Consider the following 22,024-nt stretch of genomic DNA (forward strand, 5'->3'; position numbering starts at 1 on the left):
CTAAAATTATTTATATAAATTAAATTTATGATAAATTATGAATTCCATAACTAAATGGACTATAACTGGCAATACTATTTCCCTAAACGTTTAGAGAAACTTTATAACAGCGGTTAATTTATAAAGATAGAAGCAGAATAGGTGGTTGCTACATTCAAATAAGCCTAGAGAAGCAAGCTTATTTGGTAAACCTTATACTCTAGCTATGAAGAATATAAATCTGCATGTATCATGCCAAGAAATACTCTATTGCATTTTTTAACAATACAGTAACAATTATATGAAGACAATATTTTTTGTTTACTTGCGAGTCGTTATCTTATTGTTTTATAACGCCAACTTATGCTTAGCTTTGGCATTATCTGGCATAAATCTGCCCTTGAAAACCCAACTTAACGCACTCATCTAGTCGCTAACGTTATATAATGGTCGCCTTTATCGTCAAGCTGAGGTTTTACTCTCATTTTGTCGATATTTCTACTGACTATTTAGCTAAAGACTGCCAGCTTATTCATGCTACTGAGCCTGCAATCATGGCTCGCATTATAAGCTCTTTATTTTCTTATCATCTGAGTACTAAAAGACATCGCCCTATGACTATCTCTCTCGCTTCACTGCACAGCACCGAATTCGCCGTTGGTCAACGCTATTTATCTGATACGGAGTCTGAGCTTGGCTTGGGTGTGGTTATCGATGTCGACGACCGCTGTGTGCATATCCTATTTCCACAAAGTGAAGAGACGCGCGTCTATGCAAAGAACTCAGCACCGTTATCGCGTGTGGTGTTCAAAGTAGGCGATAGTATTTCTGACCAAGCCGGTAATATCTATACAGTAACGGCTGTTGAAGAAGTGATGGGCGTGCTCAAATATAGCGTTGAAGATGATGATGAAGGCGTGTCCGTCAAGCCCATTATGGAAACTCGACTGGCTGCCAATATCACCTTGGCAAAGCCGCTTGAGCGTCTGCTTGCTGGTCGTATCGAACGCGGTGATTGGTATGAGCTGCGTCAAGATATCCTACGTATGCAATCGGCACTTGCCGGTCATCCGCTCAAAGGCTTGATGGGCGCGCGCGTCGATATCATCGAGCATCAACTTTATATCGCTCATGAAGTGGGCAAACGTATCGCGCCACGAGTTTTGCTGGCTGATGAAGTAGGTTTAGGTAAAACCATTGAAGCGGGTTTGATTATTCATCAGCAGTTGTTAACAGGTAAAGCTGAGCGCGTCTTGATTCTGGTGCCAGACAGTCTGCAATATCAGTGGATGATTGAGCTACGCCGCCGTTTTAATCTAAACTTTGCCTTATTTGATTTGGTACGTACCGCAGCGATTAAAGAGCACGATCCTGAGCAAAACGTCTTTACGACAGAACAATGTATCATCGCTGGTATGGACTTACTCCTTGACCATCCTGACTTGTATGACCAAGCGATGGAAGCAGGGTTTGATTTATTAGTTGTCGATGAAGCGCATCACCTGCATTGGGATGAAGCGCAAGGCGGCAATGATAAGTATGACTTGATTGCAGATTTTGCTGAAGAAACAGCAGGAGTGATGCTACTAACCGCCACGCCTGAACAGCTTGGCGCGCAAAGTCACTTTGCTCGCTTGCGTTTATTAGACCCAGATCGCTTCGATGACTTAGATGAGTTTATCGATAGTCAAGATGCCTTTGCAGAAACGGCAGCCGTCGCTGGTGTATTAATCGAAGATAAGCCATTAAGTGAAGGGCAAATTGCCGCATTAAGCAGCTTGCTGGCGATTAGTATTGATGAATTAGCAACGATTAATGAAGACGAAAAACTGCGTACTTATGCGTTAAATGAATTGTTAGACCGTCATGGTACTGGGCGTATTTTGTTCCGTAATACTCGTGAAAGTGTCAAAGGCTTCTATGGGCGTAGCAGCCAGCCTTATCCGCTGCCGTTACCGGAAGCATGGGTCGATAGCTATCAAACCACTGGTAAATTGCGCGAGCAGCTATGGGGCGAAGAAAACCAACCTGATGGCGGCTGGTTAGAAGATGACCCACGTGTACCTTGGCTAATTGATATCTTAAAGGCTGAGCTTAAGCATAAAAAAGTGCTGTTAATTGCTCGCAGTGGCGCAACCGTTGAAAGTTTAGAGGCGGTATTACGCCTACATGCCGGTATTAAAACCGCTATCTTTACTGAGCAGATGACCTTACTTGAACGTGACCAAGCTGCGGCGTTCTTTGCCGATAGTGAAGGCGCACAGATATTATTATGTTCAGAGATTGGCTCGGAAGGTCGTAATTTCCAGTTCGCAAGCCAACTGATATTATGGGATTTACCTGCTAATCCAGATACTTTGGAGCAGCGTATCGGTCGCCTCGATCGCATTGGGCAGACACAGGAAATCATGCTGCATGTACCTTATGTTCAAGGTACCGCGCAAGAGCGTATGTATCAGTGGTATAACAACGCGCTAAATATGTTCAATCAGATATCGCCAACCGCGCAAAGTGTACAAGAGAAATATATTCAAGAGCTAAAACCGATGCTTGAAGGTGCGGATACCGACATCAACCGTGCAATTTTGGCAGACATCATCGCAGAAGCAGCACAAACCCGAATGGGGCTTGAAGCGCAATTGCAAGCAGGTCGTGACCGTCTATTAGAATATAACTCATGCCGTCCGCGCGTTGCGGGGCGTATCGCCGATGCTATGCGTGATTTTGATGGGCACAATCTATTGCCTCAATTTATCGAGCGCTTTTTTGCCTCAGCTAATATCGAGCATAACATCCAACGTGATGGCTCGTGGGTGATTGCCCCGATTGATAGCACTGAGATTAGTGATTATATCGACGGTCTGCCACTCGGTGATGAAGATGGCATGACGCTGACTTTTGAGCGTGAGCTAGCGCTACAGCGTGAAGATATTGCCTTTATCACTCATGAACATCCGCTGATGCAAGCAATTTATGAGCTGGCAAGTACCAGCACCTTTGGTAATACCACGGTTGCGATGCTAAAAAGCGCAGCTATGCCGCAAGGTATGGTGATGCTTGAAGTGAATTTCCGCGTAGAAGCGATTGCACCAAAACTACTGAATTTACCTGCCACCTTGAGTACACAAAATATTCGCGTCTTTATCAGTGAGCAGGGCAGTGATTTGTCTGCGCGTATTAGTGCCGAGATGATTATGCCGCACATTGAGCGTTTGGATAAAAACCGCGCGCGTCAAGTGATTAAAGTACGTGGCGATTTGATTGAGCAGCGTTATTATGAAGCTGAAGATATTGCCCGTCAGCAATTGGCTGAGATTGGTGAGCAAGCAAGCGCCCGCTTTAGCCAGCAGTGGTCGCGTGAGATTAAGCGTCTTAAGCATCTACAGACCATCAATCCTAATGTACGTCCAGCAGAGATTGAGCGCTTAGAGCAGCTAAAGGCGCAAGGCGAACAAGCATTATCGAGCTTGTCACTAGTGCCAGATTCTATTCGTGTACTGGTAGCGGTCAAGCCATAAGCGTAAACTGTATTAAAAAACGAGATGTTATAAAGCCTCTCGTTTTTATTTATTATCTTTTATTATAGACTTTCAGTAATCGTTTTATTAATTGTCAGCGTAATAATATTTATTATGCTTCCTAGGCTGTTGCTCACATTAAGAATTATCTTGTATATTACTGTAATTAATTTCGTATTATTGACATTCAAACGCCACGTCGGCTGAAGATATATCTTCTAGATATGCTTTGGCGCTTATATCTAGATGCTTGGTGTTATTGATAAAAATAAGGAAAACGATCGTCATGTCTGATTATGCACAACTAATAGATGAGCTACTTGCTACCGTCGCATTGATTGAAGTCAGCCCTGATGTGTTTGAAGGTAAAAGCCATGACTATGTTGGCGTTCGTATCTTTGGTGGGCAAGTACTCGCGCAAGCGATAATGGCAGCAGCAAACACCCTTGATGAAGACAAGCCTTGTCATTCATTACATGGTTATTTTTTACGCGGTGGTGATATTAACCAACCGGTGATTTATCAAGTGCGACGTTTACGAGATGGGCGTAGTTTATCGGCGCGTGAAGTGACTGCGATTCAATATAAGCAAGTACGCGGTAAGCCGCCTGTTGAGCAAGTGATATTTTCGATGATTGCCTCTTTTTCACCGATGGAAGACGGTTTAGAGTATCAAGAAGATATGCCGGTTTATCCGCCACCTGAAGATTTATTGGCTGAGCAAGATTTAAAAGAAGACTATGTCGGTAAAGTTCCAGAGGCGCTCAAGTCGCGCTTTATGCGCCGCCGTCATGTCGAGATTAAACCGGTAAAACCGCGTGATCCTATTCATCCAGAGCCAATGAAACCTAAGCAAGCGAACTGGCTACGTATTCGTGAGCTTGGTAATCAACCGGTAGCGATTCAGCAAGCGCTGCTTGCTTTCTCATCTGATTTTTATCTGGTTGGCACGGGACTAATGTCACATGGTATCAGTTTTATGACCAGTGGTTTACAGGCTGCTAGTATTGACCATTCGATGCATTTTCATCGTCATTTTGACTTAAACGATTGGCTGTTATATGATATGTGGAGTGATACCACGTCCAATGCGATGGGACTCAATCACGGTCAGTTTTGGCAAGATGGTAAGCTGGTAGCGACCGTACAGCAAGAAGGCTTGATGCGTTTGCGTGTACCGAAGTCTTAAATTGCTATCCTGTTATATGTAAATAAAAAGCGCCTCAAAATATTTTTTGAGGCGCTTTTTTAATAACGTATCCAGTGCTTCTTTAGCTATTTGGTTGATATAAATCACCCAACTTACTATTCTAAAATCTTAACCATTGCTCTTGGTAATCCTAACGTTGCTTGTGCATCATCAGCATTTAACCAATTAATATTAATTTCTGCTGCTTGTAATGCTTGAGTTATTTCTTGCACTTGCTCATTATCTAAAGTCACTGATTGTGGCGTTAAATACCAATGAAAATGAGTCAGCGAATGCTTAATAGGTGCGTCATTGAGCAAGGTCTTACTCACGGTTTCGGTGATTAATTTCTTCTTATTTAGCCACTCATTGATAATTTGCTCAGCGGTGGTAAATTCCGTTTCGTATACTTTTTCATTACTAGCAACTTCTAATAGCTTTTCTGTAATGGTATGTGTTGGTTTGGCAGTAGCTTTATCGTCAATTTTCTTTATAAACTGCAAAGGCAAACTCCACAGTCCGCCCCAAATGCCATTGTCAGGACGCTGTAGCCATAACATTTCGCCTTCTATGTTTTTAATAAGCAGCGCATCACTAAATTTACTCGGCTTTGGCTGTTTTTTTGCTTTAACTGGATAATCGGTTTCGCGCCCTTGTGCATGAGCGAAGCAATCGTCTTGTAGCGGACATAACAGACAAGCAGGCTTGCTACGCGTACATAAGGTTGCACCCATATCCATCATCGCTTGCGCAAATAATCCTGATTGCTCTTTAGGCGTTAAACGCTCTGCTAATGCCCATAATTCCTTAGTCGTTGCTGACTTGGTAATATCACCATCGATTGCCGCCCAACGTGTCAATACCCGCTTAACATTGCCATCACAGATAACGCCATAACGATGTAAACCCATCGACATAATCGCCCCAGCGGTTGAAGGACCAACACCCGCAATCGCTTCCCAACCTGCTAAGGTTTGTGGAAAGTCACCAGACTCGTCAATAACTTCAACCAACTGCTTAGCACCTTTATGCAAATTACGTGCACGTGCATAATAACCAAGTCCCGCCCAATGCTCTGCCACCGTATCCCATTCTGCTACGGCCAAATCCTGCACGGTCGGAAACGACGCCATAAAACGGGCAAAGTAGGGTAGCACAGTGGTTACTTGCGTTTGCTGTAGCATGACTTCTGATAGCCAAACAATATAGGGATTGGGGGTGTCAGTTTGGTGTTGTTGCCACGGTAAGTCGTGGCGACCATTTTCGTTGAACCAAGTGAGAAGGCGCGGGGCGAAAGTATTGAGGGAGTTCGCGGAGTGACTAAAAGTATTCTTTATCATTGTGGGGTTAAGCGTGCTAGTAAGCTGAGTCATGTCATCAATTTTTTTGGCATATTAATGTATGAATTATAACTGATTTTTAAGGGTGATGAGTTGATATCATTGTTATCTACTGCTTATAGATAATGATGAGGCAACCTTTTTCAACACAGCGTGTGGTGTGTCTGATTTGTAACAGATCCTCAAAAATATGGCTTTTAAAATTGCAATTTTATAAAGAAAATCTTACAAAAACAAATCAGTGTTGTAGATATTTTAATATATTATATGTTTTTTTAAATAGCACTTTTTTAAATAACATTTTTTTGAATAACGATTCTTATAGTTTTCATAAATAACACTTCAAATTGGCGATGATTTTTGTAGAAAATTCATCATTTTAAGCAAACACTCATTGGTATGAGCGATATTTTAGGACTTTTTATGAAATTAATTTTAAATTATGTATCCAAAGCACTATTAGCGGTAGCGGTAATAGGTTGCACAACTAATGTGATAGCGGCTTCTTCTAATTTAGTATTACAACAACCTAATGTTTCTTTAAAGCTAGCCAATGAACTCATTGATGCTACGATGGCTGCTTGCCATGCAGAAGGTAAATCTGCTGTAGTAGCAGTTGTTGATCGTGGCGGTAATCTAATCGCATTGCAGCGTGATGATAGCGTTGGACCACATAATACAGACGCTGCTGTTCGTAAAGCATTTACAGCGTTATCTACCAAAACGCCTTCACGTACTTTGGCGAATAATGCTCGCGCTAATCCAGACTCAAGTAACTTGAATACAATAAATGATTTATTGCTAATCGGTGGCGGTGTACCATTAAAATTTGGTAATGATGTGATCGGTGCTATTGCGGCGGGCGGTGCAGGTGGCGCCATGCAAGATGAAAGCTGTGCGTTAAAAGGTATCGAAAAAGTTATGCCTAAGTATAAGTAGTTGATGGTTTAAATATCAGTAATATTAGATATAAAAAAAGCCCTATGGGCTTTTTTTTATATCTAATAATTCAAGTGACTCTAAGCAATTAAATTGGAAAGAATTACTTCCGATTCTTTCGCGTTTTCAATCGACGTAAGCGTTTTTCTTCTTCTTTAGCGATTCTTTTCTCTTCTGCCGCGACGCGTTGCTCAGCGACGACGACTTCTTCTGCTTCAGTCATGGTTGGTGTCTCGAGCGTAATACGCCCAATCTTACCGCTACGCAGCTCATTGACTAGGATTTCTGACATCCGGTAGGTATCAACTTGATTGCCCGCGCGTACGCAGCCGCGATTGCGTCCTGCCATCTCAAAAAACTCCCAATCTGTCTTGGGCAGTTCTTCAATTTTATAGCGAGTCTTTAATAGCTCAGTATAGGCAGTTAATAAATATTCAGCGGTATAACTAGCAACATCCGCAAAATCAAACGCCGTATCGCGAATGCCGCCGGTCGCTGCCAGACGATAGCCGGAATTTTCGTTTTCAACCTTTGGCCACAGCATACCTGGTGTGTCATAAAGCATGATGTCATCGTCAAGCTTAATCAATTGCTGCGACTTGGTGACAGCGGGCTCGTCACCAGTTCTAGCCACAGCGCGCCCAGCCAAAGTATTAATCAAGGTTGATTTACCGACGTTTGGAATCCCCATAATCATGGCTTTGATTTGGCGACCGGTACCTACTTTATTGGGAACAAGTTGTTTACAGATGGCGATGATACGTTTGACATCATTGGCTTTCTCAGTATCGCAAGCAATGGCTTTAACACCGTTTTGCTGCTCAAGATAGTCCATCCATACTTGGGTTAATTTGGGATCAGCAAGGTCGGCTTTATTCAGAATTTTGATAACCGGTTTTTCGCCACGCAATGCCGCAACCATCGGGTTTTCGCTACTATAAGGGATACGCGCATCAATCACTTCGATAATCACATCCATCTGCGGCATTATTTCTTTGATTTCATTGCGGGCTTTGTTCATATGCCCAGGGAACCACTGAATACTTGCTCTCTTATCCATCTGCTTTCGTAACCTTTTATAAAAAATGCTCAAAGTAAGACGATCGTCATTTACTTTTTATGGTGTTCAGTTTACTACATAAGCAAGGTACTGATGCTAAAAAGTACTGATGTTGAAAATGCTGATACTAAAAAGTGCTCACACTCACATTTCATTTAACGCTCATATGCAACTATCATTTAGCCTCATCTGCTAACCCTTCGCGCGCTGGTGGTAGAGGTGCCAAGTAACCTATCACCAATATTAAACTACCGGCACCAAGGAAGGAGATCACCCGCCAAACAGCTTCTGTCTGTGACAAATCAACCAATACCAGTTTAAGTACCACAACACCCAGCAGTCCAATGCCCATAAACCACAGTACACGCTGCAGGTAACGACTGGCAATAATGGTGGCGGCCAATGCCAGTAGCGTCCATAAAATCGTCAGCCCTGTTTGTACCTGCTCACTACTCCACGCGCCGCCAGTACTATCATAAAAACCACTAATCCATAACGGTGTACTAATAAAGGCGTGCAGTGTTCTAACCAACATACTAGAGAATATCCAAAAGCCAATCAGCGCCAATATAATAAGTAGAGTGTTATTTTTAGGAATGGCATGTAAGATATTTTTCGATTGTATGCCTTGGGATTGGCGCAGTAAATAAACGCCTAAGCCGTAAAATGCGACCAGCCATAAGGTCACATCATATAGGTTCAGCAGTGGGAAATAAGATAAGCCCCAAATCACGCCATCGTAATAAAAATTGGTAAAAATGACCCAGCATAATGTAAGAGGAACGAAAATTTTGGCGCAACCTAACAGTGCACTTTGCCAATCAAACCAATATAGAACACGCGCTGAAGCTGCATTATTCGTCTGATTGTTACTTTGCTGACGGTAAGTTAACCAGAGCCCAGCTAGCATAAACGCAACGGGAACCAAAATAGTTATCACGCCGTCTGAATCAGGCAAATCATAATGAACAGCTTCTGCCAAAATTATCATTCCAGCGCCAAGCCAACTCGCACTATCGTAGCCTTTTAAAGCAACATCGTGATGCCATTCTTTTAACCAAAGTTGCCCAATCACTAACCAGCCAATCATTAAAGTCATAAATACTGGCCAATGAAACGTCGTCCATTGGTAATCAAATTCATACTTTTGAGGTAGCTGTAGTATCAGCATGGCATAAAACAAAAGTAGTAAAGCATGGCTAAATTGTCTAATCTCGTGCCATGAACGATACTGATTTATAATCCAATAAATCAGTAAGCTAGCTAAAGTGGCTAGCGCTATCAGTGCTGTCGTTGCCAATTGCCAGCTGGCGAACCATTGATCAAAATCAATTATTAACACATATAGCAGCCAACCCATTGTGACAAGCGTCAACAGACGTATCAAAATAGGACGTTGCCAAATCGCTTTGAATGCCATACTTTGGCTATTGATACTGGCAAACCATTGCTCAGCAGCTGTTTCGCTGATACCTAATGCTTTAGCATATTCTGACGTCGTATGATTGATATTAAGTAAGCTTTTAGCGTGAGGCAGCGTCTGTGTTGAGTCTTGAGTTTCTACGCTAGCAGATAAAATAGGCGAGTTGCTGACACGAAGGATAAAGATACTGGCGATGGCACTGATGGCAGAAATCGTCAATGCCAAGGTTGGATAATAAGCAGTAAATACAAATGTATTTAACAGCATGCCAATACTAACGAGCTGTAATAAAATGCCAAATAATACTGACCATGCACGTAATGAGCGCCGCCCGAACCAGACCAATGCTAGACCTTGCACCGACCAGCCAAAGGCAATCCATTCGGCATCTAATGCTAGCGGAATCACCAAGGCTAAAAAGCCAATCCCTAACGCCAACATGCCCTCAGTAATTAATGCATATCGCTGACTGCGCTGGACAAACACCCAGCCGAGTCCTAAATAAACAATGGCTAAAATAGCACTAGTAATAGTTAGAGCATTAGGAATGTCATCTAATAAAGCAGCAAATATACCAAATGCCAATATCGGTACTGAAAATAGCAAACCGGTGTCAATGGGAAATAAATAAGTATTACTTGTGTTGTTAACATCTTCTTCATTAACAGTATTATAAGCAATGATTTGCTGAGCATAGCGAATGACGACGAATAGATAGAGCAGGACATGCAGTGCTACGAGCAGGACCAATGCCCAGCGCTGATTATCAATCGTTGCCATCAAACTTTCAGTGAGTCCCCAGTAATAGGCCAGCCCAAAGGTCACGACCACGCCTAATAAATTTAGCACTTTCCACGGACGATAATGGGCGATAGCAGCAATGGTAATGTTTAATAATAAATAATAGCTAAATAATATCGTTAAGCTAGCGGTATCCTGACTGGTCAAAATAGGCGCAAAAAAGCCGCCAGATAATGCCAGTAATGCTAAAGGTAAAGCGTTTTGGCGCACTGCTAAACCAATTGTAATGGCAGATAATATACTAAGCCCCATAAAGCTAGGTATATTTGCTAGCACTTGATAAACGCTATAGGCAAAAAAGGTCGTTAAATAAACAATCGCTAAACCCGCGCCTTGCAAGGTGATGCCGTAAGCAAAGCGATTTTTTGCAAGCTTTAATCCTAAAGCTGCTAGCGCTAATCCAATCAATCCTATTGCAGTGAGCTTAAAGGTGATGGGTATCTCGATATAGTCGCTTAATAAGCGCAGTAGTAAGACCACGCCGACAAGTAATACTAAAACCCCAACACGCACCACCAAGTTACCGCCAAAGAACCAGTTTTTAACCGAGCGGATGACTGAGGTGACAATCGGTAGTGAGCGCTCATCCGGCTCTATAGTAGTGGTGGGGTTGTGCGATTGTGACTGTGTATGCAGTTTTTTGATAGATTTGAAAATGGGTATAGCCGAGGTAGTAGAAGTACCTTTAGCTGCTTCAGATGGTGAAGGATTGAGTTTAGGAGGCCAAGTGCTCGAAGCGGTATCAGGTGCTAGCGCAGATTTTAATTCAGAATTGCTATTATCGATAGGATTTATATCAACAGAATGTGCAGGTCTTGTGGTTATTACCCCTTCTTTGTGGTGTTCAAGCTCAGCTTGTAACTGTGTCATATCGTGGCGTAATTGCCTGATCTGCTGATTTATCTTAGCGTATAACACCGCAACTACGACTAATAAAGCAATAAAAGCCAACCAACCCAGCTGGTTTATTAATAGGTATAGCATCCTCGGCACTCAATCCATCTAATAATAGAGTGATAATGACGTTATTTGACGATAAGCACAAGACTGATAATTTTACTTAAAAGAAAGGGCAGTTCAAAAGAAGCTGCCCTTGTTTTTGCATTGTTATGGCTAATAAGCTTTTATCAAGCTTTAGCCTAGATTGGTTTTCATGAATTCAAGCATATTTTCCCAGCTTTGTTTGGCAGCGGTTTCATTGTAGCCAAGATCTACCTTGTTTTTAGCCGCGCGCTCGTCGGCATGCGGATTGGTAAAACCATGCTTAGCACCATCGTAAACATCAATAGTGTAGTCAACATCAGCCGCATCTAGCTCTGCTTTTAAACCTTCTATCGCCTCCATTGATACCATTGAATCATCACGACCATGAGCGACTAAGACTTTGGCTTTGAAGTTTTTATCGGCTGGTTGTTTTGCTGATGGGTTGCCATGGAAAGTAGCGACTGCTTTTAATGGCATGCCTTCACGTGCCATATCGAGTACGACTTTGCCACCGAAACAAAATCCAATCGCGCCTAAGTTATTACCGTCGACGGCTAGCTGATCACTAAAATCATTGAGAATCAAGCGACAGCGTGCCATCAGCATATCTGGGTCTTCTAATACTTGCTCCATCCACATATTTGCTTGCGCAGCATCTGATGTTAGTTTACCTTCACCGTATACATCCATTGCTACCGCAGCATAGCCTGCTTTTGCCAAACGTTCGGTGACATTTTTTGGATGCTCGACCACGCCCCACCATTCTGGCACGACTAAAATACCTGCTACTGGATTATCGTCGTCGGCATCTTCAGGCAGCGCAATATAGCTGATAAGCTCTACACCATCTTCGGTGGTACTGATTAATTCAAAAGTCTTAATTGACATTATTATTGTCCTTTTTTATGTGATGAGTTTTACGTTAAGAGTATGATGTGACTGTCTTTTTAATTTTTCGTTTTTCTTACCTTTACTACCTTAACGCCCAACCCATGCAAAAACAGCTATAATACTGTAACGCTCTTTATCAAAATGCTACGGCAGATTTATGACTATAAATTTATTAAATGACGATACATCCAGTTTAAATACGGGTATTGACATCGATTTGAATGCTGAAAGGGCATCGAACTTGCCTTTTTTGTCTGGTAATGGCTCGGCTGAGACTGGAACTTTGCGTCCGCAATTTTGGTCACGATTTAAACTCTTAGAATTAAATCACAGCGAGTGGGAAGCTTTGTGCGATGGTTGCGGCAGCTGCTGCCTTATCAAGTATATCGACGAAGATGAAGATGGCAACGTGGATGAAAGCTTGGTTGAGTATACCGATGTGACCTGCCAGCTGATGGACTGTGCGACTGGCTATTGCGGGCATTACGCGACGCGCCAAGAGCATGTGCCAGACTGTATTCAGCTTACGATTAAAAACTTGCCGGATATGATGTGGCTACCGTCGCACTGTGCTTATAAGCGCTTGTATAAAGGTCAAAGCTTACCAAGCTGGCATTTACTATTAACTCAAGATGCGGTGGCAACTCAGCAACAAATGCACGCTGCCAACGTCGGCGTAGCTGGACGTTGTATTTCTGAGACTGGTATGGATGATGAAGAGATGGAGACGCGCGTGGTGAATTGGGTTCAGCCTTAATAGGCTCTGACCCTTCTATGGCTCTATTGTCAAAATCTTTAAGTTCTCGTAGCAGTGATACTAATGTGAAGCTTGAGCTGCAGATTTAGCATTTGCTTCGGCAATATTTTGCGAATCAGCCAGTGGCGGGATAGGAATGCCTTGGCGAATTTGTCGTGAAAATTCGCTGCCATGAATATCGCTGCTATTCTGAAAGCTTTTAACCTTTGGATTGATGTGGGTGCGCTCATACCAAGTATCCATTGACCAAGGTTGCCCTGTACTTTCGGGATTGGCGTCTAGCATACCGGCATCATGAAGATAATTGGGCAACCAACCAGAGACCCAAATCCGGTAATCCCATGGTAGACGATCATCACTGACCAAACGCGCCATATAAAAGATAATGTTGGTACAGTTGCTGGTTAAAGTGTTGTACCACGCAGGCTTGGTGTTTAGCTCATCAGCGGCAGTTAAATAAGACTCGAACAACGCTTTGACTTCATGCTGCTGCAAATGGCTAATGGGAAATAAATACACCTGCTCGCCGCGTGCATTACTACGTGTGTAGATAATATCGCGCTCTTCTGCGGCAATTAGGCTCAATTCAAAACGTCTAAAAAATCCTGCCAATGCCGAAAATGATTCTCCATTCTCTTTACGAATCTCAAATGAGAAAGCAAGCGGGCGCTCATCTTCAAAACGAAAGCTCACTAGCGTATGAGCAATTAGTGGTCCCATCCAATACGAGTTGGTAATATCGACGCCAGATAATTTTGACATATCAATCGTGCGCGTCTCCCAGCGCTCTGTTGCCTCTGTGTCGGTATGCCAATCAAAGTTGCGTACATTGGTTAGCGTAATCAAATCAGGATTACTGGCATCGCGCGTATAAGTAACTCTTTCAGCCACTTCGGGCATCCAGTCGCGCGCTTGTTTCGCTTCAATCGAGAAAAACCAGCCAAGCCCTAGTAACCATATGGTAGCGTAAGTTCCGATGAGTCCTTTAGTTAACATCTTGCTCTTTTGCGTTTTCATTGCACGGGCGTTTTTATTACTAGCCTGACTATCAATTGCGTTTTTAGATATGTTTGACCAAAGATGAACACCAAATAAAGCTGACAATAAACTAACAACAACGATAATAGTGAGCCAAGCTATAGGGGAGCGCCCACCAAATTGATACCAAATTGCCATCAGTAACCAGACCGCAGACAGTATCAAAGTCAAAGCAAACAAAAATTGCAGTAGATAAGATAGCCACTTATGTTTTGGTGCATTGTCAGTCGATGCACGAGCTTTTAAGCCATCATCTGAATGACAAGCGGTTGAATGAGAGGAAACTAGGCGAGAGAAAAAGGCACGTAGTGACATAAGATTTATTTTTGCCTTGGTGTTGGCTGTTAGTTAATAAGACACAGTCTTTGACCATAGCAAAGATTGCAACATACTGACAATACAATTTGAGTGAATTTAACGTTGAATGTTGCTAAGCCTTGAGATAAAGTGAATCTGATTAGATGGGCACTAATTACTGTAATCTTGAGTTAATGATAATCTAACGGTTTCATTTAGCCTTTTTAGCCCCATCTATTCTTTTTTACGATTTTAATTGCTATTACTAATTACCATTAATTGAAGAGGTTAACTCACACCATCATGTCTGAAGATGCTCCAAGTCCGAGTAGTTGGTCGATGCGCGGCTTAAAACGCTGGCTATCGACCGCCCCCGAAACCCGTGATGAATTGATACGTTTGGTGCAAGACTCACGCCAATTTTTAGAGCCAGATACCGTGGATATGTTGGAAGGCGTGCTTGATCTGCCAGCGACCCAAGTCCGCGAAATCATGACCCCGCGCCCGCAAGTGGTTGGTCTACGTGAAGGCGATAGCCTAGCTGAAGTGATGGACATCATCCTTGAGACTACCCACTCGCGCTATCCGGTTTTTGATAGCCAAGATGATGATGCTGTTATCGGTATCCTATTGGCAAAAGATTTGATTCCCCTATTAGTGCATATGGTGCGCGACGAAGATGAAAAAATCAGTAGTAAGCGCTTAAGAGATTTGGTGCGCCAGCCGCTTTATATCAGCGAAAGTGCGCGCTCAGATACCTTGCTGCGCTCATTGCAGCGTACCCAAGTCCATATGGCGATTGTCGTCGATGAGTTTGGTAACTTTGGTGGCGTAGTGACGATGGAAGATTTGCTTGAAGAAATCGTCGGTGACATCGTCGATGAGCATGATGACTTTGATGAAGACAGTGATATCAATAATATCGTTGCCGACCCTGAAAAGCCCGATACTTGGCGCATCCAAGCATCTACTGCAATTGAAGACTGTAATGACGAGCTTGGCTGTCATTTTGATGATACCGATGTCGATACCATGGGTGGCTTGGTGATGCAGACGCTTGGTCATGTTGGTGATCTGGAAGGGGAGAGCGTGGTGATAGATGATTGGCAAATCACTATTACTAATGTTGAAGGGCGTTCTATTCAAAATCTTGAGCTGACCAAAATTAATCCTGAACAGCAGATATTGATAGGTAGTCATTAGATACTTTATTGAATAAGTTAAGCCTATTGATTGAGACAATCAGCGATAAGCTTAACAGCGGTAATAACAATATAGAAAACACGATTACGGTCGTGTTTTTTGCTTTTCAGCATTTGTACTTATTTTTTAGACGATAAAATACGCAAATTTACCCATTAATTTAAACAGACTGCTATTATGAGCGGGTTTGATTTTTGGCTAAGACATTTAATCTAATGTCCCTGTCTTTATATTAAAGGTCGCTTGAATCGTCAAGATTTAAAATTACTGAATAATAAAGTGTTGGATAACTGCTATGCGTCTGTCTACTGTTGATTTGCAAAAACGTCTCAATCCTGAGAAGCCAAAAGGGTTGCCTTTGGTGCTAACGCTATTGATTGCGTTGCTGGCAGGGGCAGTATTCATTTTTGCACTCGCGCCTTATGGGGTTTGGCCAGTAGCTTTGGTGTCGCCGGCGATTTTGTACGCTTTATTAATCCCACAGATGACTGGTAAGCGCGCATTTGCTATCGGTCAGGCTTATGGCACAGGGCTCTGGTGTGTGGGGGCGTTTTGGTTATATACCTCCATTCATGTCTATGGTGATACGCCAGTATGGCTTGCGCTGATTATGATTGCGTTGATGGGACTTGGCATGGGGTTGTTCCATGGCTTTTTGGCGCTGACTTTTAATCGATTGGTTGGCAAGCAGCCGTTGTCGTTTGCGGCGCTATGGATACTACAAGAGTGGATGAAGACTTGGCTATTTACTGGTTTTCCGTGGTTATTTGTCGGTTACGCCTTTACTGAACAATACTGGCTATCGTCATTAGCCCCTGTTGCTGGCGTGTTTGCTATCTCCTTTGTGGCAGTATTATTAGCAGCCAGTATCGTTGAACAATTCCGCCGTCGTGGTGGTTATCTGATTGCCACGTTTGCGTTATTAATCATTAGTACTTCTTTATGGTTGGTGGATCCGCAATGGACGAAGCCAAAGGGCACGCCAGATTTATCCGTGTCTTTAATTCAAGGTAATATCCCGCAAGACTTAAAATGGCTGACTGAATATCAGGTCGAGACGCTAAAAATCTATGCGACTTTGACCAGTACCGAGTGGGATCGCGATATGGTTATATGGCCAGAATCTTCTATTCCGATGTTTCAAGATGAAGCGGTAGGCTTTATCAGTGAAATGGTAAAAATGGCCAAAGAAACAGACACCACATGGGTAACAGGTATTCCTTATAGAGATTTAGAGAACTTTGACCCAAAAACGGATAAATATCCACCGTTTTATAATAGCGTGATTGCGCTTGGCAGTGATGCTGAAGGAATGTATAAAAAGCAGCGTCTGGTACCCTTTGGTGAATATATCCCCTTTGAGGGCATGCTAGATATCTTGCCAAACCTTGCTGGTAGCCAAGAAATCATGAGTTATAGTCGCGGTAGTGATAGCCAATCGCCGCTAAGTGTACGTGGTCACAATTTGGGTTCAGCCGTATGCTATGAAGTGGCTTATCCCGATACCACGCGCAAAAATGCCATCAATACCGACTTTTTATTAACCATCTCAAATGATGCTTGGTTTGGCACCTCAGCCGGTCCGCTACAACATTTGCAAATGGTACAGATGCGCGCGCTAGAGAACGGACGCTGGTTTATGCGCGCGACCAATACCGGCGTCACCGCTATTATTGACCATAAAGGTCATATCGTAAAACGTGCGCCGCAGTTTGAACGTACGGTATTACGCGGTGATGTGCAGGCACGTGTCGGTAATACGCCGTTTATGCGCTTTGGTAATTATCCTATTTTATTCGTCATTGCGCTGCTGCTGTTATTGAGCTATCTTGGCAAGCGAGAAGCGCCCCTAGTCCGTAAGATTGGTAAATAAAGCCAAAAATACCGCATAACTATCGAAGTTTTTGATAATAAAACCTTTAAATAGTTAAGGGTTTTAACAAATCGATATAAATTGCGATATAATAGGTCAAGATTTTAAATATTTTGTGCAAGGTGGATAAGGTATGTCAGAACATATTGTCGAAAATAACCCTAAAAAAGAGTTTTTATTTGCTTTAGGCGGTGTTGGCTTATTTTTAGCTATTGTCTTATTGATTGGTATTTCTGGTTTCTTGCGTCCAGCGGGCGAGCATATTACTGCTGAACCAGCGTCAGAGGCGGTAGCTGAAGAAGCAGCAGCTCCTGCCGCTGAAGTTGCCGCACCAGCAGCAACCGCTACTGCACCAGCAGCAACCGCTACTGCACCAGCAGCAACCGCTACTGCACCAGCAGCAGAGACGGCAGCCGCGCCTACTGATATGCCAGCAGATGCAGCTGTAATACCAGCAGCTGAAACTGATGCGGCAGTGGTTAGCGCAGAATCAGGCACCGCTACTGCTGAAGGTACAGTTAGCCCAGCAGCTGCAGATGCAACAGCAGAAAAAGCATCACCAGCTGCTGCTGCGGATACTACCGAAAAAGCCCCAGCTGCACAGTAAGTTCGCTGGTTTATACCATGTAGGCTAGGCTAGCTTAGATATAAAAATATAAGTATAGCAATGAGTAACTGATAGAAAGCAGCTTGCTCATTCGTCTATTTAACGAAAAACCCGTTTTCAAACACTGAAAACGGGTTTTTTTGTGAGTGTTTGTGTAATTATTAGCCAACTTTTTCTTTACTTGATTATAACCAAGTGAAACAATAATGCGCCTATAAGACCACCGATTAAAAAACTAGGAATTTTGTCATCATTAAGGTGGTATTTAAGGGAATATATTTATGAGTATAGATTCAAGATCAGAGGTAAGTGCTGCTGAGTTGGCATCATTAGAAAACGGTTTTATGGGGCATCCTAAGCCGCTACGCCCATTATTTTTTACTGAGATGTGGGAACGTTTTTCTTATTATAGTATTCGTCCGCTATTGGTTTTATTTATGGTGGCGACCGTCGGTAGTGGTGGCTTTGGCTTTGATGAAGTCACCGCCTCTGCCATTTATGGTATTTTTGCCGGTTCATTATATTTAGCGGCAGTACCAGGCGGTTGGCTTGCTGATAATTGGCTCGGTCAAGAACGGGCGTTGTGGTGGGGCAGTATCATCATTGCTTTAGGTCATCTGTGTATTGCGCTCTCTGCTATGTTTGGTATGACGCTATTCTTTATCGGTCTCATATGTATCGTCTTGGGTTCAGGTTTATTTAAGACCTGTATCTCAGTGATGGTTGGCGCCTTGTATCCTAAAAGCGATGCGCGCCGTGATGGCGGCTTTACCCTGTTTTATATGGGTATCAATATTGGCGCACTATTAGCGGCGCTGATCGTGGGGGTCTTTAAAGAAAAAGGGATGTGGCATGTCGGCTTCGGTGTTGGTGGCCTTGGTATGTTGGCTTCGCTAATCATTTACCGCTTTTCTGCTAAGAAGACTTTAAACCGTTATGCTAGCGCCAAAAATATCGCCCCTGAATGGGAGCAGACGACTGGGCTTTACAAGAACGTCGGTCGTTGGGTTGCAGGGTTTCTTATCTTACTTGCTGCCATTACTGTTTTAGTGGCGACTGGTATCGTGCCATTTAACCCTGAAATAGTCGCACAATATATGACTTATATCATTGCAGCGGTGGTTATATTGTACTTTGCTGTGATGTTTATTTCGCCGCGATTGGACAAAACCGATAAGCTGCGCTTGTTGATTTGCTTTATCTTGATTATTGGTTCAACGCTATTTTGGTCAAGTTTTGAGCAGCAACCAACCTCTTTTAATTTATTTGCCGATCGTTATACCGATCTAAATGTTTTAGGGTTTGAGATACCCAGTATCTGGTTTCAGTCATTGAACCCCTTGTTTATTTTATTATTAGCACCTATTGCTAGTATTATCTGGGTCAAGCTTGCCAATCGAGGACTTGAGCCAAATAGTATGGTGAAGTTCGCGCTTGGCATGCTGCTGACAGCGGCAGGCTTTGCGCTGATGATATTTGCCTCAAAAAGTATATTAACCAGTGAGGGCGGCTTGGCATCGCCGTTATGGTTGGTGGGTAGCTTATTGCTATTGACCCTTGGTGAATTAGCACTAAGCCCTGTTGGTTTATCGGCTATGACCAAGCTTGCGCCAAAAGGCATGCAAGGACAGATGATGGGGCTATTCTTTGCTTCTGTCGCCTTAGGTAACTTGGTTGCCGCCTTCTTTGGTGGTCACGTCACCGCAGATAAGATTGAAGGATTACCAGGTTTATTCACCACGATGACGGTCTTTTTGGTCATCACAGCGGTGATATTATTGTTATTATCAAAACCTATTAATAATATGCTCATAAAAAGTGAACAAGAAGATAAGTTAAACTCGAACGTTTAATTTCAAATATCTAAGTTCAGTTATTTACATTAAGGGCTATTGGCTAATAGAACCATTGTTAATGCTGAATAAGCAGGATAATAAGACGTGTTATCATTCTTGGGAGCACGTGTTATTGTTTTACTTGGTGAGATATTTTCCTAATGCTATTGAAAGCTGACTGTCTGCCCAAACATCTAGTGATGTTCTGCTTGATTAAGCGTCAGCTGTCTAACTGTTTTATATAAATTCAATTCTTATATTGCACGGCTCGATTTATATGCTGACTGTTAAATATAGAAATATTCTCAAAGTAATTTTCTCGTCCAAATAAGACGGCTACTCATATAGTCGCCTCACGCTATTAGTCGCTTCACGCTATTTTTTAAAAGCGGATTTCTCCAAAATCAATAAGGAATTACCCAATGAACAAACAAGCCATTCATGACCGTATCGCAAGCTTACGTCAGACCCTAGCATCGCAAGAGCTGACGGCGATTATTGTTCCTTCTGCTGATCCGCATTTATCTGAGTATTTACCGGAGTATTGGCAAGCAAGGCTGTGGTTATCAGGTTTTACTGGTTCGGTTGGTACGTTGGTCGTTACCGCTGATTTTGCAGGTCTGTGGACGGATAGCCGCTACTGGGTACATGCAGCAGAGCAATTAGATGGGACTGGTATTAGTTTAGAGAAGCTAGCACCTGGTCAGCCAAACCATATTGACTGGCTGGCTACTCATCTAGTAGAAGGTGATAGCGTGGCAGTCGATGGTAATGTGCTGTCTATCACGGAGCAAGATCGCTTGCTTGATGCCTTTGAGACCAACAATATTACTCTGCTTACCGAGCGTGATGTACTGACAGAAATATGGAGCAATCGCCCAGCATTGCCAGAAGCCAAGCTATACCAACATGATGCGCAGTTTGTTGCCCAGTCGACTACTGAAAAACTTGCTGCTGTGCGCGCTGGTATGATTGAGACTGGCGCGACTCATCATTTGCTTTCGAGCTTAGATGATATTGCGTGGCTAACTAATTTACGTGGCGCTGATGTTGATTACAATCCGGTATTCTTGGCGCATATGCTGATTGATGCTGACTCAAATGTTATAAACAGCGCGACATTGTTTATCGATAATAACAAAGTCAGTAACGAAATCGCGCAATACCTAAAAGATAGCGGTATCGTGCTGGCTGATTATGACTCTATACAAGAAGCTTTGGCGACACTAACAGCGGGCGACTTGTTATTATTAGACCCAAGCAAAGTTGCTGTTGGCACCTTATCGCAAATGGGCGACGGTATCGGCTTTATTGAGCAAATGGCACCTAGTACATTACTTAAATCTGTGAAGTCTGATTCTGATATTGATCATGTACGTGAAGCGATGCGTCAAGATGGCGCAGCACTATGTGAATTTTTTGCTACCTTTGAGCAGCGTCTCAAAGCAGGCGAGCGTTTGAGTGAGCTGGATGTTGATAGTATGTTGATTGAGGTGCGTAGTCAGCAGCCACATTATGTGTCACCAAGTTTCCCGACTATCGCGGGTTTTAATGAAAACGGTGCGCTCCCGCATTATCGCGCCACGCCTGAGAAGTTCAGCTACCTTGATGTGACTGAAGGCGAGGGTGGATTGCTACTGATTGATTCAGGTGCCCAATATCAAAATGGCACCACAGATATCACTCGTGTGGTCAGTATCGGACAAGTAAGTGCAGAACATAAACGCGACTTTACCACCGTACTTAAAGCGCATATTGCCTTAGCAAAAGCGCATTTCCCTGATGGTATTGCTTCACCATTAATCGATGCGATATGCCGTGCGCCACTATGGCAAGCGCAGATGGACTATGGTCATGGTACCGGTCATGGCGTTGGTTATTTCCTCAATGTCCATGAAGGTCCGCAAGTCATTGCTTATAGTGCTAGCACGCCAAAAGAGCGCGCGATGAAGGAAGGCATGATATCGAGTAATGAGCCAGGGCTATATCGTGAAGGTAAATACGGTATTCGCATCGAAAACTTAATGGTTAATCAACGTGTTGCTCAGCCAGAAGAGACGGAATTCGGTGATTTTCTTAATTTTGAGACTGTAACTTATTGCCCAATTGATACGCGCTTAATTGAGCCGTCATTGTTAACTCAAATAGAGGTGGATTGGTTAAATAGCTATCATAGCCAAGTCTATGCTGAGCTAAAAGACCGCGTTGATGGCGCAGCACTTGAGTGGCTAACTGAGCGTACACAAGCGATATAAAATAAAGCTGCTCAGTTTTAAGCAAGTATAAAAAA

The 22,024-nt window shown here is 43.0% G+C and carries 14 protein-coding genes; 9 read left to right on the forward strand and 5 right to left on the reverse strand.

Going from position 1 to position 22,024, the window contains the following annotated elements; translation table 11 throughout:
- Positions 1-593 precede the first annotated feature (593 nt).
- Together rapA and ACMHKH_RS12270 are read left to right on the forward strand one after the other, a co-directional pair.
- A complete protein-coding gene (rapA, locus tag ACMHKH_RS12265; RefSeq protein WP_413520926.1) occupies positions 594-3,497 on the forward strand; it encodes an RNA polymerase-associated protein RapA in 2,904 nt (967 codons plus the stop codon).
- A 286-nt stretch (positions 3,498-3,783) separates the two neighbouring features.
- Positions 3,784-4,686, forward strand: a complete 903-nt coding sequence (locus tag ACMHKH_RS12270; protein WP_413520927.1) for an acyl-CoA thioesterase — start codon at positions 3,784-3,786, stop codon at positions 4,684-4,686.
- A 116-nt stretch (positions 4,687-4,802) separates the two neighbouring features.
- Here the strand turns inward: ACMHKH_RS12270 and mutY are convergent, their stop codons facing one another.
- Positions 4,803-6,026: an A/G-specific adenine glycosylase gene (mutY, locus tag ACMHKH_RS12275; protein ID WP_413520928.1), complete on the reverse strand. Its 1,224-nt coding sequence runs from the start codon at positions 6,024-6,026 to the stop codon at positions 4,803-4,805.
- A 423-nt stretch (positions 6,027-6,449) separates the two neighbouring features.
- Between mutY and ACMHKH_RS12280 the strand changes: the two genes are divergently transcribed.
- Positions 6,450-6,965 (forward strand): GlcG/HbpS family heme-binding protein, encoded by a 516-nt coding sequence (locus ACMHKH_RS12280; protein WP_413520929.1) that lies wholly within the window; start codon positions 6,450-6,452, stop codon positions 6,963-6,965.
- A gap of 103 nt (positions 6,966-7,068) precedes the next feature.
- Here the strand turns inward: ACMHKH_RS12280 and ylqF are convergent, their stop codons facing one another.
- The 3 genes from ylqF to ACMHKH_RS12295 all read right to left on the reverse strand — a co-directional run bounded on the left by ylqF (position 7,069) and on the right by ACMHKH_RS12295 (position 12,121).
- A complete protein-coding gene (gene ylqF / locus ACMHKH_RS12285; RefSeq protein WP_413520930.1) occupies positions 7,069-8,025 on the reverse strand; it encodes a ribosome biogenesis GTPase YlqF in 957 nt (318 codons plus the stop codon).
- A 175-nt stretch (positions 8,026-8,200) separates the two neighbouring features.
- Positions 8,201-11,233: a DUF2339 domain-containing protein gene (locus ACMHKH_RS12290; protein WP_413520931.1), complete on the reverse strand. Its 3,033-nt coding sequence runs from the start codon at positions 11,231-11,233 to the stop codon at positions 8,201-8,203.
- A gap of 150 nt (positions 11,234-11,383) precedes the next feature.
- A complete protein-coding gene (locus tag ACMHKH_RS12295) occupies positions 11,384-12,121 on the reverse strand; it encodes a dienelactone hydrolase family protein (RefSeq protein WP_413520932.1) in 738 nt (245 codons plus the stop codon).
- Positions 12,122-12,281: 160 nt separating this feature from the next.
- Here ACMHKH_RS12295 and ACMHKH_RS12300 point away from each other — a divergent pair, with 160 nt between their 5' ends.
- Positions 12,282-12,881, forward strand: coding sequence for a YcgN family cysteine cluster protein (locus tag ACMHKH_RS12300; protein ID WP_413520933.1), 600 nt, complete (start codon positions 12,282-12,284; stop codon positions 12,879-12,881).
- 60 nt (positions 12,882-12,941) lie between these two features.
- On the opposite strand, the gene ACMHKH_RS12305 is transcribed toward ACMHKH_RS12300, so the two are convergent.
- Positions 12,942-14,234: a DUF4105 domain-containing protein gene (locus ACMHKH_RS12305; RefSeq protein WP_413520934.1), complete on the reverse strand. Its 1,293-nt coding sequence runs from the start codon at positions 14,232-14,234 to the stop codon at positions 12,942-12,944.
- A 285-nt stretch (positions 14,235-14,519) separates the two neighbouring features.
- On the opposite strand from ACMHKH_RS12305, the gene ACMHKH_RS12310 reads away from it, so the two are divergent.
- From ACMHKH_RS12310 to ACMHKH_RS12330, 5 genes are all read left to right on the forward strand, one after another.
- Positions 14,520-15,419, forward strand: coding sequence for an HlyC/CorC family transporter (locus tag ACMHKH_RS12310; protein WP_413520935.1), 900 nt, complete (start codon positions 14,520-14,522; stop codon positions 15,417-15,419).
- Positions 15,420-15,714: 295 nt separating this feature from the next.
- On the forward strand, positions 15,715-17,292 hold the full coding sequence (gene lnt / locus ACMHKH_RS12315; RefSeq protein WP_413520936.1) for an apolipoprotein N-acyltransferase: 1,578 nt from the start codon (positions 15,715-15,717) through the stop codon (positions 17,290-17,292).
- A 133-nt stretch (positions 17,293-17,425) separates the two neighbouring features.
- Positions 17,426-17,899 (forward strand): hypothetical protein, encoded by a 474-nt coding sequence (locus ACMHKH_RS12320; RefSeq protein WP_413520937.1) that lies wholly within the window; start codon positions 17,426-17,428, stop codon positions 17,897-17,899.
- A gap of 281 nt (positions 17,900-18,180) precedes the next feature.
- Positions 18,181-19,752 carry a peptide MFS transporter gene (locus ACMHKH_RS12325; RefSeq protein ID WP_413520938.1) on the forward strand — a complete coding sequence of 524 codons (1,572 nt, stop codon included), beginning with the start codon at positions 18,181-18,183 and terminating at the stop codon, positions 19,750-19,752.
- 404 nt (positions 19,753-20,156) lie between these two features.
- Positions 20,157-21,989, forward strand: a complete 1,833-nt coding sequence (locus ACMHKH_RS12330; protein ID WP_413520939.1) for an aminopeptidase P family protein — start codon at positions 20,157-20,159, stop codon at positions 21,987-21,989.
- The last annotated feature ends 35 nt before the right edge of the window (positions 21,990-22,024 follow it).

The organism is Psychrobacter glacincola (assembly GCF_965118485.1).
Lineage (GTDB): Bacteria > Pseudomonadota > Gammaproteobacteria > Pseudomonadales > Moraxellaceae > Psychrobacter > Psychrobacter glacincola_D.

Excerpts from the sequence above, each read along its gene's own strand:
- rapA (WP_413520926.1), top strand. The coding sequence starts at position 594 with ATGACTATCTCTCTCGCTTCACTGCACAGCACCGAATTCGCCGTTGGT.
- ACMHKH_RS12270 (WP_413520927.1), top strand. The coding sequence starts at position 3,784 with ATGTCTGATTATGCACAACTAATAGATGAGCTACTTGCTACCGTCGCA.
- mutY (WP_413520928.1), bottom strand. The coding sequence starts at position 6,026 with ATGATAAAGAATACTTTTAGTCACTCCGCGAACTCCCTCAATACTTTC.
- ACMHKH_RS12280 (WP_413520929.1), top strand. The coding sequence starts at position 6,450 with ATGAAATTAATTTTAAATTATGTATCCAAAGCACTATTAGCGGTAGCG.
- ylqF (WP_413520930.1), bottom strand. The coding sequence starts at position 8,025 with ATGGATAAGAGAGCAAGTATTCAGTGGTTCCCTGGGCATATGAACAAA.
- ACMHKH_RS12290 (WP_413520931.1), bottom strand. The coding sequence starts at position 11,233 with ATGCTATACCTATTAATAAACCAGCTGGGTTGGTTGGCTTTTATTGCT.
- ACMHKH_RS12295 (WP_413520932.1), bottom strand. The coding sequence starts at position 12,121 with ATGTCAATTAAGACTTTTGAATTAATCAGTACCACCGAAGATGGTGTA.
- ACMHKH_RS12300 (WP_413520933.1), top strand. The coding sequence starts at position 12,282 with ATGACTATAAATTTATTAAATGACGATACATCCAGTTTAAATACGGGT.
- ACMHKH_RS12305 (WP_413520934.1), bottom strand. The coding sequence starts at position 14,234 with ATGTCACTACGTGCCTTTTTCTCTCGCCTAGTTTCCTCTCATTCAACC.
- ACMHKH_RS12310 (WP_413520935.1), top strand. The coding sequence starts at position 14,520 with ATGTCTGAAGATGCTCCAAGTCCGAGTAGTTGGTCGATGCGCGGCTTA.
- lnt (WP_413520936.1), top strand. The coding sequence starts at position 15,715 with ATGCGTCTGTCTACTGTTGATTTGCAAAAACGTCTCAATCCTGAGAAG.
- ACMHKH_RS12320 (WP_413520937.1), top strand. The coding sequence starts at position 17,426 with ATGTCAGAACATATTGTCGAAAATAACCCTAAAAAAGAGTTTTTATTT.
- ACMHKH_RS12325 (WP_413520938.1), top strand. The coding sequence starts at position 18,181 with ATGAGTATAGATTCAAGATCAGAGGTAAGTGCTGCTGAGTTGGCATCA.
- ACMHKH_RS12330 (WP_413520939.1), top strand. The coding sequence starts at position 20,157 with ATGAACAAACAAGCCATTCATGACCGTATCGCAAGCTTACGTCAGACC.